Origin of the sequence: Pseudovibrio sp. W64, from assembly GCF_001623145.1 — a bacterium.
Classification (GTDB): domain Bacteria; phylum Pseudomonadota; class Alphaproteobacteria; order Rhizobiales; family Stappiaceae; genus Pseudovibrio.
Map to the genome: position 1 here is coordinate 318,781 of NZ_LMCI01000008.1, position 15,836 is coordinate 334,616.

A 15,836-nucleotide genomic window follows, 5' to 3' on the forward strand; every position below is an offset into this window, starting at 1 on the left:
TTTTCTAACTCTTCATTAAAGCATCCTGAAACCGCTGATCAGTAGCGCTTCATCAACCGTTCCAGATACTCCAGCTCAAGCTGCGGACGATCGGGATCGGAAAGCCGGCGACGCAGCTCTTCTAGAATACGCCGCGCCCGCTGAACCTCAATCTCATCAGGCACTTTCACCTGACTGCCAAATTCCGGTCCCTCAACACGGCGCATCCGGCCAAGCGGGTCCTCGTTCAACGGAGAGTTGGTTGCTTGCCCTTGTCCACCGGCTTGACCAGCCAGTTGCTCTGCAAGCTGCTGAGCGCCTTTGCGCAAGGATTCCAGGGCCTGACTCTGTTCAGACACAGCCTCATCCGCCTGTTGCGCACCAAGCGCGTCACCAGCATCCTCCATGGAGTTACCAGCACTATCCAGATCCTTGCTCGGCTTGGCGCCGTTGTTTGCCATGCTGTCGAGCAACTTCTGCAGGTCGTCAGAGAGATTGCGCTGCTGCTTCTGCAACTCGCGGAAGGCCTGCTGCGCCTCCTCATTGCTCATCTCACCACCCTGACCACGCTTATCCTGCTGGTCATTGCGCTGGCCGGGACGGCGCTGCTGGCTGTCCGGATCAAACTGGTGCGTTTCATCCATCAGGTTGCGCTGCTTCTGGATCATCTCGCCAAGGTCTTCCAGGGCCTGCAACATCTCTTGTTGCTGCTGGCTTGGCGCTTGCTGTTGCTGTTGCGCGTTCTGCATGTTCTCCAGCATCTGCTGCATCTGCGCCAACAGCTCACGCGCCGCTTCCAAAGAACCGGTTTTCGCCAACTCTTCCATGCGGCGCAGCATGTCATCCAGATCCCGTGGCGTGATCTGCTGAGAGTTCTCATCCATCGGCATCTGGCCAAGTTGCTGAGGGTTCTCGCGCATCTGCTGGGCCATGGATTTCAGATAATCATCCAGTGCCTTGCGCAGATCGCTCATCAACTCAGCAATCTCCTGCTCCGAAGCCCCCTGCTCCAATGCCCTCCGCAAAGCCTCCTGCGCCTCACGCAAAGCCCGCTCGGCAGCAGATAAACCACCATCCTCAATCGTCAGCGCCACGTTCCACAGCACGTCCAGCATGTCTGTCAGCTGCTCATCCGTATTGGCTGCCACCAACTCGGCATAAGCAAAGCGCAACGGCAGATAAGACCCTGCATCATCGATGAACCGCTCCGGCGCAATCATCAGCATATCCAGCGCATCCACCACCTGCGGATAGCTCTCAACGTTCATTGCGAGATTACGGCGCTGCTCAACAACAGCCCGCGCCAAAGGTTTATTAAAGCGGCGCTCCGGAAGCTTGATATAGACGGGTTGCGAGCGCCCCTCTTGCTCAGCCTCATCACGAGCCACAAGAACAAGAGCCACCTCAGAACCTGCCCATGGATGGGCCGTCAAATCCTGAAAGGTCTGCCCGACAGCCATTTTGGAATCTTTGGGCGGCAAGCTCAGGTTAAACCGTGGCGCCTCCACCAGAGATCGGCCTTGTTTATCCTCATCCCCGCGCTGAACCTGCTCCATAATAGCCTCAGCAGAAACCACACGGTAATCATCCTGCACCAGATAAGTCAGCTTGAGACTGCCGGAAAGCTGCTCTTCCGGATCATCAAACAAACGAATGCGGGGCGGCAGATCAGGACGAATAGCAATCTTCCAGGAATATTTCGGAGAGTCATTTTGAAGAATTTGCAAGCGTCCGCTTGAGTTCAACGGAAAGCGCCATTCGGTGGTTTTCAGCTCTCCAGAGCTTTCACCAGCTCCCGGCTGAACACGTTCCGGTTCCAAAACTTCTTGTCCACGGCGCGAGAAATAAACAACGGAGAACTCGCCTGTGCCCTGCGCCCGCACCAACACCTCACTGCCACTGGCAATCGAGAGCGCATCTCGAGAATCCCGCAGTTGATTGGCATCCCCGCTGAGGAAAACAGGAGCCTCACCCGTGTAAGCTGGCGGAGTAACCCACGCATCAATGCGAGCAGGTAAAACACTTCCCACACCCTGAGACTGGAATGGTGCCAAAAGGCTGGACCACCGGTTAGCATCCGAAACGGAATACCCCACCACAAGCAACATAACGGCGAAAACACGCAGGGCATAGGGATCTTTGGCAAACCCACGCGGATTAACCCCGCCAACACGCAGGTTTTTAAGCCGCTCTCGCAACCGCTTTTGGTGGGCAGACCAAAGCGCAAGCGCCTCTTCGTCATCCATCCCGGTCGCCTGCTCATCCTTATAGGAGAGCAAAGGTCGGTGCGGCAGATCACTGGCAAGCTCAACCTTGCGCAGCCCCTCCGCTTCATCGGGAAGCTTCAGACGTAAAAGCGGGTAACAACTCCAAATGAAAACAGCGAGAAACAGGATTGATCCCACCGCAGAGCCATAGAACCCAAGCAGCTGCCACAGCCCTAAAAAACTAACGGCAACATACAGGCAAGCCACGATAAGCGGCACCTGAATGGCAGGCCAAAACCGCTCCCAAAACAAATAAAGCTGCGCTTTAAAAGCCAGCCTTTTCAATCGATAGGATAATCTTTGAGAAAACAGGTACTGCCACAGGCCAAATAGCCCGGCCCCTTCGCCATAACGCGTCTTATGCTCTCGCAATTCACTTGCAGAAGCTATGGCATTCTTTAGGTTTTTATTGCCGCCATTCTCATTCTGATGGGTCACAAAGGCCTCGCTAATCGCCGCCTACTTTTTCTTTTGAGCATACGGCGATTAACGTAGATCAGCAATCTGGCAAACCTAAGGGGCTTTCAAACAGAGTTAAGCCTTTTCAACCCAGTTCGGCACAACGTCTTGATTTAGTAACTCATCGTAGCTCGGGCGCTGACGGATGATCGCAAACTTGTCGCCATCAACCAGAACTTCAGGCACCAGAAGACGCGTGTTGTAGGTGCCGGATTGGGTCGCACCATAAGCACCTGCAGAGTAGACAGCCAGCAGGTCGCCTTCCTCAAACTTCGGCAACTCCCGGTTACGAGCAATGTAGTCACCGGTTTCACAAACTGGCCCAACAACATCCGCCAGCATCTGCTCACCGTTCTGACGCTCTTCGCTCACCGCACCAATGTCATGGTGGGCTTCATAAAGAGTTGGGCGGATCAGATCGTTCATCGCAGCATCCACGATGACGAAGTTCTTCGCTTCACCTTCTTTACGGTAGATCGTTTCGGTAACGAGAATACCTGCATTACCAGCAATCAAGCGGCCCGGTTCGGTAATCAGCGTCACGCCAAGGCGCTCAATGTGTTTACGAACAACCTTCGCATATTCAGTAGGCAGAGGCGCTTCAATTCCGCTTCCGTAAGGAATGCCAAGACCACCACCTACATCAAGGTGGTCAATCTCAATGCCATCTTCCTTCAGCAGGCCAATCAGCACACCAAGGCGTTCCAAAGCATCATCAAAAGGCCCAAGCTCGGTAATCTGAGAGCCGATATGCATGTCCATACCGGTCACTTTCAGGCCCGGCAGCTGCGCAGCTTCATTGTAAACTGCGCGTGCACGGTCCCAGGCAATACCAAACTTGTTCGCAGCCAAGCCGGTAGAGATCTTAGCGTGGGTCTTTGCATCCACATCCGGGTTGATGCGCAGAGAAATCGGCGCAGTCTTACCCATCTCGGAAGCAACAGCAGAAAGCCGCTTCAGCTCAGGCTCGGATTCCACATTGAAGCACAGGATGCCGGCATTCAGAGCAAAGCGCATTTCCTGACGGGTTTTACCAACGCCGGAAAACACAATCTTGTTTGCAGGAATGCCCGCTTTCAGCGCACGACGCAGCTCCCCTTCAGAAACAACATCCGCACCAGCGCCAAGTTTGGCCAACACCGTCAAAATAGCGATGTTGGAGTTCGCCTTCATTGCATAACAGGTCAGATGATCTATTCCATCAAACGCACCATCAAAAACCTTGAAGTGACGTTCAAATGTCGCGCGGGAATAGCAGTAAAATGGTGTTCCAACTTCCGCTGCAATTTCGCTCAACGCAACATCTTCAGCGTGAAGCACGCCATCCTTAAACTCAAAGTAATGCAATGTAGGTCCTCTACGCTGGCTCTACCGCGGTGGGCTTAGCGAACCAGTCTAAAAATTGAAGTCGGGATCATCCTCATCCGCACCAATCAACGGATCCAGAAACAGACTTTCGTCCTTATCTCCAGGGATCTCTGGTACAGGAGCATCGTTCAGGGGTGGCGGTGCACCATCTGCAGTCGCCCGAGCTTGGCTTGGCGTTTCCAAACTGCCTTTACGCCCACAAGCGGAAACACTCAGACCGAGTGCAACAATTGTGAGGCCAATCAAAAGCTTGGAACTACGGCTTTTTGTAATGTCTTTCATGCCTTGCGAGCTCATGTTTTCTCTGCTCCAATCTGGATGATCTTACCAAACCAGAAATTCGACCTAAGGACTGACTCGGGCGAACCCGAGCCTACTCTCAGTTTTATTTCTGCACCGTAACAACGATGACTGCAAGATCATCCGAAGAACAGACTTACTTTTCCGTCTTCTGCTCACGCTCAAGCTGCTTAAGCCAACGGCGAGATTGCTTACGCACATTCACCGGGCTTGTGCCACCATAAGAGACACGGCTGCGAACAGATTTATCAACGGAAAGAACGCTGTAGACATCATCCGTGATCTTCGGTTCAACGCTCTGCATCTCTTCCAATGTCAGGCGATGCAGGTCTACACCTTTATCGACAGCCATCTTAACAAGTGCACCAGTCACATGGTGAGCATCACGGAATGGCATGCCAACTACACGCACACACCAGTCAGCCAGATCAGTCGCGGTAGAATAGCCGGAACCGGCAGCTTTCTTCAGCGTTTTCACATTCGGCTCAAGGTCACGCATCATGCCAGTCATGGCTGCCAGAGCCAGAGACAGGTTCGGCAGAGCGTCAAACGCCTGCTCTTTGTCTTCCTGCATGTCCTTGGAGTAGGTCAGCGGCAAACCCTTCATCATCACGAGAAGAGAGTTCAACGCGCCATAAATACGGCCAGTCTTCGCACGGATCAGCTCAGCTGCATCCGGGTTCTTCTTCTGCGGCATGATGGAAGAACCGGTCGAAAACTTGTCGGAAAGCTTGATGAAACCAAACTGAGCAGAACACCAGATCACAATCTCTTCTGCCAGACGAGACAAGTGCATCGCACAGATAGATGCATCCGCTAGCGCTTCAATGGCAAAGTCACGGTCAGAAACACCATCAAGAGAGTTTGCAGTCGGACGATCAAAGCCCAGAGAAGCCGCAGTCATCTCACGGTCAATCGGGAAAGACGTACCAGCAAGCGCAGCACAGCCAAGTGGGCTCTCATTCATACGCGCACGCGCATCTTGCAGACGGGAGCGGTCACGAGAGAACATCTCGACATAAGCCATCAGGTGGTGGCCGAAAGTCACCGGCTGCGCGGACTGCAAGTGTGTAAAGCCCGGCATCACAACTGCTGCATGCTCTTCTGCTTTTTCAGCAAGAGCCTGCATCAGGTCGGTCACTTGTGCCTCAAGATCGTCCAAAGAGTCGCGTACCCAAAGACGGAAATCTGTGGCAACCTGGTCGTTACGTGAACGAGCTGTGTGAAGACGGCCAGCGGTCGGGCCAATCAATTCAGCCAGACGCGCTTCGATATTCATGTGAATGTCTTCAAGCGCACGAGAGAAGGTAAAGGTGCCCTCTTCGATCTCTGACAGAATTGTGTCTAGACCCTGAGCTATCTTTTCGGCATCTTCTGCGCTAACGATGCCCTGTGCAGCCAACATGCTAACATGAGCCTTGGACCCGGCTATGTCTTGTTGAAAGAGCTTGCGATCAAAATCAATGGAAGCATTGATCTCTTCCATGATTGCATCTGGCCCTTCCGCAAAACGGCCCCCCCACATGCGGTTGCTCATGTCTAGCCTCATTATGATTTGGGTTTAATATGAAGAAACTGACAGTTACCGGAAAGTTCGGCCTCGGAAAAGGGCTTATTGCAGCATTAGCTGGATTTGTCGTCGTAGGCGGAGCTGTATGGGCGCTTAATCAGCAAAAAAGTGAGGATCCACAAGCCCTCGCCTGCTCTTCTTCAATGAATACCGCAAAAAATCTCAAGGGTTTGACCACAGGCGAAGTGGCCGCTTTCCTACCTGCCGAGAAGCCTTTGAATCTCTCACAGCTGAAATTCAACGATGCTGACGGCAACTTCATCACCATGGCAGACCTGAAAGGCACCAAACTGCTCAACCTTTGGGCCACATGGTGCGCTCCGTGCCGCAAAGAAATGCCGCATCTGGACAAACTGCAGCGTGAAGCCGGCAGCGCAGAATTCAACGTCATCGCCGTTAACATGGACCGTGGTGAAAACAATCCAAAGCCGCTGAAGTTCCTGAGCGATATCGGCGTGAAGGATCTGGCGTACTTCTCAGACCACACCATGGACACCTTCAACAACCTGCGCACCAAAGGCAAAGCCCCCGGCCTGCCAAGCACAATCATGATCGGTGAAGACGGCTGCGAAATCGGCACCATGTTCGGCCCCGCCGACTGGGCAGCCCCGGAAGCCTTTGCATTGGTCAACGCCGCGCTGGCTGGGCAGAAAAAGGTTCAGTGAATTGAAATTCACGTAGCGGCTACTTAGATACATCTCAAAATCCATTTATCAATTTGAGATATTTATTATGCGCTACGCTGGAAATGTAATCTGGTTTGTCCTTGGAGGCTGGTACCTGGCCCTGATGTGGCTTGTGTACGGCCTCCTGTTCGCACTCACAATCATTGGCCTCCCTTACACACGAGCAGCCTGGGAAATGGCCAAATTATCGGCATGGCCCTTTGGCAAGGATATTGTGCACATAAGAGATCTGGATAACAAAGGCGCAACGCCAACCACTGTCTTAACAGGGGTCCTGGGTTTCATCTTCAACATCCTATGGCTGCCGTTTGGCCTCTCGCTGTTCCTAGGCTATGTGATATCCGGCATTCTCACCTGCCTGACAATCATAGGCATTCCCTTTGGCCTTCAGTCCTTCAAACTCGCAGCAATTTCCTTCTGGCCCGTCGGACGCCGTGTTGTAACGACCCAAACAGCGGACTTGGCACGCCAATACAAAGCCAGAGAAACCCTAAACAGCTACAGATATTAGAGAAACCGGCACAACGTGCTCTAACTCACATTGGTCGTATCAGTCGCGCACACCCGCAACCGATGCCCATCAGGATCTGTGGCAACAAACGTGTAGCCAAAGTCCAGATCAGTGGGCTCCAGAACGATCGGAATGCCCTTCTCTTTCCAGAGACTGTAAACCTGATCAACCTCTTCCCGGCTCACATCACTCAGTGACAGTTCAAAGCCGCCAAAAGACGGTTGAGGTTTCGGGTCAATCCCCTGCGCAGACTGCAAGCCAAGTGTGACATCGTCTCCCAGAGAAAACAGCGAAAATTCCTGAAACCTCTCAATCGGGCTGCTTTGCAGAACATCAGTATAAAACTTGGTGCTTTTCTCCACGTCTTCGACATAGAGAATAACGCTATTGGGCTTAAACATGCTCACACCCCGTCATCTTAAAAATCAAAGAAACAAACAGATTGCTACAGACAAAGTATAGCTCTTGCACCAAGCAATATCTTTGATCTTACCCCTTACCAGGCACAGGACGCTCCCGCATCCGCATCAGGCCTTCCTGAACAGCGGAAGCCACCAACACACCATCCCGCGTGTAAAGGCTGCCACGACTGAAACCACGGCCACCCGCTGAACGCGGGCTGTCCTGCGTGTAAAGCAACCACTCATCAAAGCGGAAATCGCTGTGGAACCACATGGCGTGGTCCAGACTTGCCACCTGCAGATTCGGCACAAACACGTTGATGCCATGCGGGAATAGCGCCGTATCCAAAAGCGTCATGTCAGAAGCATAAGCCAGCACGCACTGGTGAATGCGCGGATCATCCGGCAACCTGGATGCCGCCCGCACCCACACATGCTGCACCGGCTCTTGCTTCTTACGAGAAAAGTATTGCCCTAAATCCAATGGACGCAGCTCAATCGGACGTTCGCGCTTCCAGTACTTCTGCACGGGCTCCGGTGCCTTTGAGATCAGCTCATCGGAGATTTCAGAGATCGGCATCAGGTCTTCCGGCATCGGCACATCCGGCATCTCAATCTGATGTTCCATCCCGCTTTCAACGCGCTGATAAGAGGCGGACATAGAGAAGATTGCATGACCATGCTGGATCGCCACAACACGCCGTGTTGTAAAGCTGCCACCATCACGAATACGGTCAACCTCATAGATGATTGGCACCTTCGGATCGCCCGGACGCAGAAAATACCCATGCAGCGAATTGACCTGACGTTCTGCGCCAACCGTTCGGGAGGCAGCAACAAGAGCCTGACCAATCACCTGTCCACCAAAAACACGCTGCCACCCGCTTTGTGGGCTTGTGCCACGAAACAGATTTTCCTCTAATTTCTCCAGATCCAAAAGATCCAGCAGATTTTCAACAGCCTTCGTCATTACAGACAAACCTATTTTTGTAGTGATTTCGATTGCATGTGAGTAGTGTGGCGCTATATCGATAGTGTCAACGATCAATTGGGCTAACCTAATGGTTATAGGGCAAACGATTACAGGAAAGAGTTCTATGAGCAAGAAACAGACCGCCACCGAAGACCTATATGACGTCACCATTGGCGGCGGCGGGTATGTTGGACTATCGCTCGCCCTTGCTTTGAAGCAATCAGAACCGTCCATGAAAATCGCGCTGGTAGATCTGCGCCCGCGCTCCGCTATTGAGAACGATCCGCGTTCCTCGGCCATCGCGGCAGGTGCCGTGCGCATGCTCGATCAGCTCGGCATCTGGTATAAGCTTGAAGATGAATCCCAGCCGATCACCGAAATGATCGTCACAGACAGCAAGCTGCACGACAGCGTGCGCCCAATCTTCCTGACTTTTGCAGGCGATGTTGATGACGGCGAACCATTTGCCCACATGGTTCAGAACAATCATATGGTCGGCGCATTGCATGATGCAGCCACAGATGCAGGCGTTCACATCTTCGCGCCCGACAGTGTCAAAGACTTTGCAGTAGAGCCAGCCCACGTCAACATCACACTCGGCAGCGGCAAAACCATCCAGTCACGCTTGATCGTGGCAGCTGATGGCGTGCGCTCCAAACTCCGCGATCTCGCAGGCATCCAATGCAATCGCTGGAGCTACAATCAAAGCGGCATTGTCACCACAATCGCACATGAACGCCCACACAATGGCCGCGCAGAAGAGCATTTCTTGCCCTCCGGTCCGTTCGCGATCCTGCCACTGAAAGGCAACCGCTCCTCCATCGTCTGGACTGAAAAGACGGCAGAAGCCAACCGCTTGGTCAATGGCGATGAGTTCACCTTTGAAATCGAACTGGAACGCCGCTTCGGTCACCATCTGGGCGAGCTCAAACTGGACGGACCCCGCGCTGCGTTTCCTCTAAACCTCGTGCTGGCGCGCTCTTTCGTCTCCAACCGCTTTGCACTGGCAGGCGATGCTGCACACGGCATCCACCCAATTGCTGGCCAGGGCCTCAACTTCGGCTTCAAGGATGTTGCAGCCCTTTCAGAGGTGCTTGTAGACGCCCACCGTCTCGGCCTCGATATCGGTGCAGCACACATTCTGGAGCGCTACCAGAGCTGGCGCCGTTTCGACACATGGCAGATGGGCATGACCACCGATGTGCTGAACCGCCTGTTCTCCAACAACATCGACCCGGTCCGCGCCGTCCGCGATCTCGGCCTCGGTCTTGTTGAGCGCATGCCGTTCCTGAAAAAACACTTCATCGGCGAAGCAGCAGGCCTGGCCGGCCCTTCCCCAAAACTCCTTCTCGGCAATCCGCTGTAGGTCAATTCAGGTACACGTGTGAAAGACAAACGCTCCATCCTCATCACCGGATGTTCAACTGGCATTGGTTACTCTGCTGCACACATTTTGAGAGAGAGAGGATGGCAGGTCTTTCCCACTTGTCGCAAACCAGAGGATGCAGAACGCCTGCGCTCAGAAGGCTTTGACGCCTTCCATTTGGATTATTGCCAAACCGAATCTATTCAGGTCGCCGTTGAGTCAGTTCTGGCAATCACCGGCGGACGCCTTGATGCACTCTTCAACAACGGCGCCTATGGCCTTCCCGGCGCCATCGAAGATCTTCCCACGGATGCCTTGCGCCGTCAGTTCGAAACCAACTTCTTCGGCTGGCACGAACTCACCCGCCTTGTCATTCCGGTGATGCGCGAACAAGGTCATGGCCGCATCGTGCAATGCTCCTCAATCCTCGGCCTCGTCGCCATGGATTATCGCGGCGCCTACAACGCCACCAAGTTCGCACTGGAAGGCTACACAGACACCCTGCGGCTGGAACTGCATGGCTCAGGCATACAGGTGAGCTTAATCGAACCGGGTCCGATTCAATCTGAGTTCTCTAAAACAGCTGTCAAAATGTTCTATGAGGAAATCGGCGAGGACACCAAGAACGCCTCCCACTTCCGCGAAAGCTACAACCGCCGCCTCTCCATGCTCGCCAAAGGTGGCACCACAAAATTCAAACTCCCACCCGACGCAGTCGTCCAAAAACTCACCCACGCTATTGAAGCCCCCAAGGCTAAGGCACGTTATTACGTAACCGTTCCAACCCACATCATGGGCACCCTGCGGCGCATCCTGCCAACCTCAATGATCGATATGATCCTGAGAAGGTCTGCAAAGTCGGAAGAGTAAGAGAACGAGACCCCTCGGTTTTCTTCAAAGCAAACTCCCAGTGCCCCGTATTGCGCGCACTCAGGATTTATACCCCCAATAAAAGAGATTCCCCATGGCACTATTTCATCCTGACAATTGCACAATGAGTGAGCGACATAAGCAAATTTATGCGTATTGCGAGCTCGCTTACACTGCTGTTGATTTCTCTGCAGCAGCCTTGTTCGTCGTTGGCAGCATTCTCTTTTTAAAAGAGGCAACCACCTATTTAGGAACATGGCTGTTTCTGGTTGGATCAATTTTATTCGGACTCCGCCCAACAATTAAGCTCTTTCGGGAAATTGCATATATCCGCCTTGGGAAATATGAGGATCTGCCTGAAGGCACTGAGAATAATACGGGTTGGCTAAACCCCAATATGAAGTGAACCTAACCAACACGTTTGCCAACGACCAACCACGGGACTAAATTTCAACGCAGCCGAGTTCAAATGACCTTCATACTAGTTTTCCATGTTCTATTAGTTTTGACGTTTACAATCCGAATTCTGCTGCGAGATGATTTGTCACCACCGGTTCGCCTCGCCTGGTTCATCGTTTTGAACGTGCTGCCCTATGTCGGCATCGCCATTTATTTCCTCTTTGGAGAAACGGATCTTGGCCATCGCGCAGACAAACGCCACAAAGAGATTTTTGATGAGATCCATGAAAACGCTAAGCAATTCATGGGCACGCCAGCTGATGTCGATCAGCTGATCAACCCGGAATACCGCAACAGCTTCCATTATGCTGGTTCAATAAACGGCTTTTATCCAGTTGCTGGAAACAACGCCACACTCATGGAAGATGCCACAGCGACCCGCGACAGCTTGATAGCAGACATCGATGCCGCGCAGGATTATGTGCATGTTCTCTATTACATCTGGCTAAATGACCACACGGGCACAGCACTCGCCAACGCTTTGATCAGAGCAACGCAGCGAGGGGTCGTATGCCGCGCGATGGCAGATGGTCTCGGCTCACACCAGCTCATAAAATCACAGCTGTGGGAGAAGATGAAGGAGGCAGGCGTTCAACTGGCAGTCGCCCTGCCGTTGGACAAACCAGTGCGAACGCTCCTGACCAGCAGATTGGACCTGCGCAACCACCGTAAAATCACGATTATCGACGGAAAAGTCACTTACTGCGGCAGTAGAAATTCAGCTGATCCGGAATTTCTGGTCAAAGCAAAATACGCTCCCTGGGTGGACATTATGCTACGCCTGACAGGGCCCATTGTGACACAAAACCAGCTTCTGTTCATAAGCGATTGGATGCAGGCAACAGGTGAAAAACTTGATGACTTTGAATTGAAGTCAGAACCGGCACAAGAAGGGTTCCCGGCACAGGTGATGGGCGATGGCCCAACAGAACGCAAAGGAGCAACGCCTCAGCTCTTTGCCTGCCTTATTGCAACCGCCCGCTTCGAACTCACACTATCAACCCCCTACTTTGTCCCCGATGAAACTGTTCTGGAAGCCTTGCGCGCAGCGGCTTATCGAGGCGTAAAGGTCACCTTGATTTTCCCAAAGGTCAACGACAGCTGGATCGTGGCAGCTGCAAGTCGCAGCCACTACTTCAAACTTCTGGAGGCTGGTTGTGATCTCTTTGAATTCAAAGGCGGTCTGTTGCACGCCAAGACACTCACAATGGATAACAAGATCACTTTGATCGGCTCTTCCAACCTTGATCTGCGAAGCTTTGACCTAAACTACGAAAACAACATTCTGTTGCAGGACAAGACAATAACGAACGCTGTTCTGGAACGGCAACAGCAATACCTCGACAGCTCAGATCAGGTCTTTTTTGAAACTGTTTCCAGTTGGTCATACCTCAAACGAATAAAAAACAACATCATCGCAACAGTCAGCCCAATCTTGTAGTCCTGCAGCTAACCTGTACAAAGCTAAATGCAATCGCGATTTGGACTCTCACCTTTTCAATAAGGTTGTTTGAGACGGAACTACGACTGTCCAATCCTAAAATTGTAATCTCTGCTATTGTTTGAAGCGTTGCAGATTCGGGGGAAAATATGCAGTTGCGGCATTTGAAGTTAGCTCTGGCAGCTCTGGCCATTTCACTGTCCAGCCAAGCAATCCTTCCAGTGTACGCCGAGGATTTCAAAACCATCTCGGCATCCGCTGAGCAAGGTGACTTTCATTCTCAATACAAACTTGGAATTCTCTACGAAGAGGCACAAGGTGTCCCTCAGGACTATACCAAGGCTGCAAAATGGTTTCGCTTAGCCGCTGAGCAAGGTCACGTCGCCGCTCAATACCGCCTTGCCAACTTGTATCACAAAGGACGAGGCGTCCCGCAAAGCTTCAAAGAGGCCGAAAAATGGTATCTGCTCGCAGCTGACAAAGGGCATCCGGAAGCAGAACGCGAACTTAATTACTTTTACGCCCAGGGGCTTGCGGGGCCGAAACGTTATAGTAACGCAGCGATGAAGGTTTGGCGTAAGGCTAAGCGAGGTGATGCAAAGGCACAGTTTAGCCTGGCAATTGATCTCGAAGATGGCACTGGCGTCCCACAAGACTACGCTGAAGCAGCAAAATGGTATCGTCTGTCCGCTGATCAGGGCCATGCAGGCGCTCAACATAACCTAGGGCTATTATACCATTATGGTAACGGCGTGCGGAAGGATTATGAAGAAGCCGTAAAATGGTACCGCCTCGCCACAGAGAAAGATCATGCCGGTGCTCAACTTGAACTTGGCTATATGTACTCCAGAGGAATGGGAGTGCGGAAAGATAATAGGGAAGCGCTCAAATGGTACCGGCTTGCTGCCGACCAAGGCAATGCAATAGCTCAATCCAATGTCGGCTATTTTTACAAAGAAGGGCGAGGTGTTCCTAGGGACTACAAAGAAGCCATCAAATGGTACCGCCTCTCAATAAAGCAAGGGTATTCAGGCGCCAGACTTAAGCTAGGGTACATGTACGAGAAGGGGTTAGGCGTACCAAGAGACTACAAGGAAGCAGCAAAATGGTACCGGCTTGCTGCTCGGCAAGGAAATGACCAAGCTCAATACAACCTTGCTGTGCTTTATGAGGATGGGCTTGGCGTACCTCAAGACAATCAACAAGCCGAAAAGTGGTTCCGCCTTGCTGCTGAGCAAAACCATGACCGAGCACAGATTGCACTAAAAGGCCTTCAGGCCCGACTTCAGGATTACGACAAATCTGCAAAATCACTTATGCAAGCCGCAAAACAAGGCGATGCGACAGCACAACGAGAACTTGGCCAAATGTACGCCAATGGCCAAGGCAGACCACGAGACTACAGTGAGGCTGCAAAGTGGTACGAAGTTGCAGCCGATCAGGGTGACAAATCGGCACAATACTCTCTCGCACTCTTATATCAAAATGGGCAGGGCGTTCAGCAGGACTATGCTGAAGCTGCAAAGCTTTACCGTCTCGCAGCAGAGCAAAACCACGCAAAAGCACAGCTTGAACTCGGGTATCTTTACACCGTCGGCCTAGGTGTAAAACTGGACTACGCCGAAGCAGAAAAGTTTTATCGCCTTGCAGCCGATAACGGGAATGCGATCGCAAAAAACCGTCTCACAGACATGCGTTACATTGGCGAAGACTTAAAGCAGCACTATGCCGGTATTGCAAAGGAATATCATCAGGCTGCCGAGCAGCATCTTGCCGGATTCCATTATAATCTGGGTCGTGCCTTCACCAACGGAAAAGGCATACCACAGGACTATCCTAAAGCCGCAGAAAAGTTCCGTCTGGCTGCAGAGCAAGGGCATGCCAACGCTCAATTCAATCTCGGACGTATCTACGAAATCGGACTGGGCGTAGATCAGGACTACGGTAAAGCTCTGAAGTGGTACATCCGCGCTGCTGAACAAGGTGTTGCTGATGCGCAGTACAACCTCGCTGTTATGTACGCCAACGGTACAGGCCTACCGCAAGACCTGACAGAAGCCTCGGCTTGGTACCATTTCGCCGCTAAACAAGGCCACCCGGATGCTCAGTATAACCTTGGGTTTCTTTATGCCACAGGACAAGGGGTAGAGCAGGACGAAACCACAGCTGCAAGATGGGTTCGCCTCGCTGCTGAAAAAGGTCATGCCGAAGCGCAGTACCGTATCGGAATAGCCTACGAAGACGGAGTGGGTGTAGAACAAAACAACACTGAAGCAGCAAACTGGTACTACCTCGCTGCAACGCAAAATCATGCTGAGGCACAATTCAATTTTGGACGTATGAATGCCACAGGCCAAGGCATTGCAAAGAATGAATCTGATGCTGCAAAATGGGTTCTCCGCGCCGCAAAGCAAAGCCATGTAGAAGCCCAATATCGCATCGGTCTTGCTTTTTACAAAGGTAGCGGAGTTCAGCAGGACATAGAAAGCGCTTATGTCTGGTTTTACATCGCTGCAGAGAACGGCAGCAAACCTGCGCTAAAAGCACAAGAAGACATAGCAAATCACCTGAATACCAAAGAGTTGGATCAAGCCGTCGGCAAAGCCAAAACCCTCATGAAGAAGCTCAAAACCAACAAACAATCAGACCCAACCAAAGCACCGATAAGGTTCAAGTTCCTACCCGTAGTCCCCACTTAATGAGTGACCAGAGGTGCGGCATCTAAGAGCTCGTCAATCACCAGCCGTTGCTGTGAAAGCTGAGCAAGCTCAACCCGTGCACGCAGGTAAGAAACGCCAAATTTTTGGAAGGCATTGCCTTCAATCTTAAAACCGAGGCGCTGATAAAAGGTGACGGCATCTTCTCTTGCATCGCACCAGATGTTGTCTGCCTTTTGTAGGTCAGGCTGATTTGCAGCAAAACGAATGAGGCTACTTCCGATGCCGCGCCCTTGCTTTTCCGGCAACACTGCCAGTTTTCGCAGTCTCACAGAGGGCAGATCGAAGAAGAAAGACCCAACACCAATCAGGTTTTCTTCTTCAAAGGCTCCAATATGAAGGGCATGGTGATCTTCTGGAACCATGACCCGCTCTATCGGCGAGTCTGGCCAGAGCACTTGCTGGCGAAGCTTATAGGTCAGCGTTGCAGGAATGCTCCGAAAACTAATTTCTAGTTCTCTCATACTTC

Annotated in this window: 14 protein-coding genes; 7 read left to right on the top strand and 7 right to left on the bottom strand. The window is 52.1% G+C overall.

The window, feature by feature from the left end; translation table 11 throughout:
- Positions 1 to 38 precede the first annotated feature (38 nt).
- From PsW64_RS05825 to argH, 4 genes are all read right to left on the bottom strand, one after another.
- A complete protein-coding gene (locus PsW64_RS05825) occupies positions 39 to 2,684 on the bottom strand; it encodes a TIGR02302 family protein (protein WP_063302997.1) in 2,646 nt (881 codons plus the stop codon).
- Positions 2,685 to 2,780: 96 nt separating this feature from the next.
- Entirely contained in the window at positions 2,781 to 4,052 is a 1,272-nt protein-coding gene (gene lysA / locus PsW64_RS05830; RefSeq protein ID WP_063302998.1) for a diaminopimelate decarboxylase, read from the bottom strand.
- 48 nt (positions 4,053 to 4,100) lie between these two features.
- Positions 4,101 to 4,370, bottom strand: a complete 270-nt coding sequence (gene lptM / locus PsW64_RS05835; RefSeq protein ID WP_057464646.1) for an LPS translocon maturation chaperone LptM — start codon at positions 4,368 to 4,370, stop codon at positions 4,101 to 4,103.
- Between the two features lie 139 nt (positions 4,371 to 4,509).
- The gene (gene argH, locus PsW64_RS05840; protein WP_063302999.1) at positions 4,510 to 5,910 is read right to left on the bottom strand and encodes an argininosuccinate lyase; all 1,401 of its coding nucleotides are present in this window, start codon (positions 5,908 to 5,910) and stop codon (positions 4,510 to 4,512) included.
- 29 nt (positions 5,911 to 5,939) lie between these two features.
- Between argH and tlpA the strand changes: the two genes are divergently transcribed.
- Both tlpA and PsW64_RS05850 read left to right on the top strand, forming a co-directional pair.
- Positions 5,940 to 6,608: a thiol:disulfide interchange protein TlpA gene (gene tlpA, locus PsW64_RS05845; protein WP_063286191.1), complete on the top strand. Its 669-nt coding sequence runs from the start codon at positions 5,940 to 5,942 to the stop codon at positions 6,606 to 6,608.
- Positions 6,609 to 6,675: 67 nt separating this feature from the next.
- Complete coding sequence (locus PsW64_RS05850) at positions 6,676 to 7,140, top strand: YccF family protein (RefSeq protein WP_057464643.1); 465 nt, start codon at positions 6,676 to 6,678, stop codon at positions 7,138 to 7,140.
- A 20-nt stretch (positions 7,141 to 7,160) separates the two neighbouring features.
- On the opposite strand, the gene PsW64_RS05855 is transcribed toward PsW64_RS05850, so the two are convergent.
- Together PsW64_RS05855 and tesB are read right to left on the bottom strand one after the other, a co-directional pair.
- Positions 7,161 to 7,541, bottom strand: coding sequence for a VOC family protein (locus PsW64_RS05855; RefSeq protein ID WP_057464642.1), 381 nt, complete (start codon positions 7,539 to 7,541; stop codon positions 7,161 to 7,163).
- Between the two features lie 88 nt (positions 7,542 to 7,629).
- Positions 7,630 to 8,511, bottom strand: coding sequence for an acyl-CoA thioesterase II (gene tesB / locus PsW64_RS05860; RefSeq protein ID WP_057464641.1), 882 nt, complete (start codon positions 8,509 to 8,511; stop codon positions 7,630 to 7,632).
- A gap of 127 nt (positions 8,512 to 8,638) precedes the next feature.
- Between tesB and PsW64_RS05865 the strand changes: the two genes are divergently transcribed.
- From PsW64_RS05865 to PsW64_RS05885, 5 genes are all read left to right on the top strand, one after another.
- Positions 8,639 to 9,880, top strand: a complete 1,242-nt coding sequence (locus tag PsW64_RS05865) for a ubiquinone biosynthesis hydroxylase (protein ID WP_063286194.1) — start codon at positions 8,639 to 8,641, stop codon at positions 9,878 to 9,880.
- Positions 9,881 to 9,898: 18 nt separating this feature from the next.
- Positions 9,899 to 10,750: an SDR family oxidoreductase gene (locus PsW64_RS05870; protein WP_082831022.1), complete on the top strand. Its 852-nt coding sequence runs from the start codon at positions 9,899 to 9,901 to the stop codon at positions 10,748 to 10,750.
- Between the two features lie 94 nt (positions 10,751 to 10,844).
- Positions 10,845 to 11,156 carry a YrhK family protein gene (locus tag PsW64_RS05875; protein WP_063303000.1) on the top strand — a complete coding sequence of 104 codons (312 nt, stop codon included), beginning with the start codon at positions 10,845 to 10,847 and terminating at the stop codon, positions 11,154 to 11,156.
- Positions 11,157 to 11,219: 63 nt separating this feature from the next.
- Complete coding sequence (gene cls / locus PsW64_RS05880; protein ID WP_063303001.1) at positions 11,220 to 12,650, top strand: cardiolipin synthase; 1,431 nt, start codon at positions 11,220 to 11,222, stop codon at positions 12,648 to 12,650.
- Positions 12,651 to 12,799: 149 nt separating this feature from the next.
- Positions 12,800 to 15,349: an SEL1-like repeat protein gene (locus PsW64_RS05885; protein WP_063303002.1), complete on the top strand. Its 2,550-nt coding sequence runs from the start codon at positions 12,800 to 12,802 to the stop codon at positions 15,347 to 15,349.
- Here PsW64_RS05885 and PsW64_RS05890 read toward each other — a convergent pair.
- The gene (locus PsW64_RS05890) at positions 15,346 to 15,831 is read right to left on the bottom strand and encodes a GNAT family N-acetyltransferase (RefSeq protein ID WP_063303003.1); all 486 of its coding nucleotides are present in this window, start codon (positions 15,829 to 15,831) and stop codon (positions 15,346 to 15,348) included. The two genes, PsW64_RS05885 and PsW64_RS05890, sit on opposite strands and share 4 nt — an antisense overlap.
- Positions 15,832 to 15,836 lie beyond the last annotated feature (5 nt).

Coding starts and splice junctions, on each gene's coding strand:
- PsW64_RS05850 (WP_057464643.1), top strand. CDS start 6,676: ATGCGCTACGCTGGAAATGTAATCTGGTTTGTCCTTGGAGGCTGGTAC.
- PsW64_RS05885 (WP_063303002.1), top strand. CDS start 12,800: ATGCAGTTGCGGCATTTGAAGTTAGCTCTGGCAGCTCTGGCCATTTCA.
- PsW64_RS05855 (WP_057464642.1), bottom strand. CDS start 7,541: ATGTTTAAGCCCAATAGCGTTATTCTCTATGTCGAAGACGTGGAGAAA.
- argH (WP_063302999.1), bottom strand. CDS start 5,910: ATGAGCAACCGCATGTGGGGGGGCCGTTTTGCGGAAGGGCCAGATGCA.
- PsW64_RS05875 (WP_063303000.1), top strand. CDS start 10,845: ATGGCACTATTTCATCCTGACAATTGCACAATGAGTGAGCGACATAAG.
- PsW64_RS05890 (WP_063303003.1), bottom strand. CDS start 15,831: ATGAGAGAACTAGAAATTAGTTTTCGGAGCATTCCTGCAACGCTGACC.
- tesB (WP_057464641.1), bottom strand. CDS start 8,511: ATGACGAAGGCTGTTGAAAATCTGCTGGATCTTTTGGATCTGGAGAAA.
- PsW64_RS05865 (WP_063286194.1), top strand. CDS start 8,639: ATGAGCAAGAAACAGACCGCCACCGAAGACCTATATGACGTCACCATT.
- tlpA (WP_063286191.1), top strand. CDS start 5,940: ATGAAGAAACTGACAGTTACCGGAAAGTTCGGCCTCGGAAAAGGGCTT.
- lptM (WP_057464646.1), bottom strand. CDS start 4,370: ATGAGCTCGCAAGGCATGAAAGACATTACAAAAAGCCGTAGTTCCAAG.
- cls (WP_063303001.1), top strand. CDS start 11,220: ATGACCTTCATACTAGTTTTCCATGTTCTATTAGTTTTGACGTTTACA.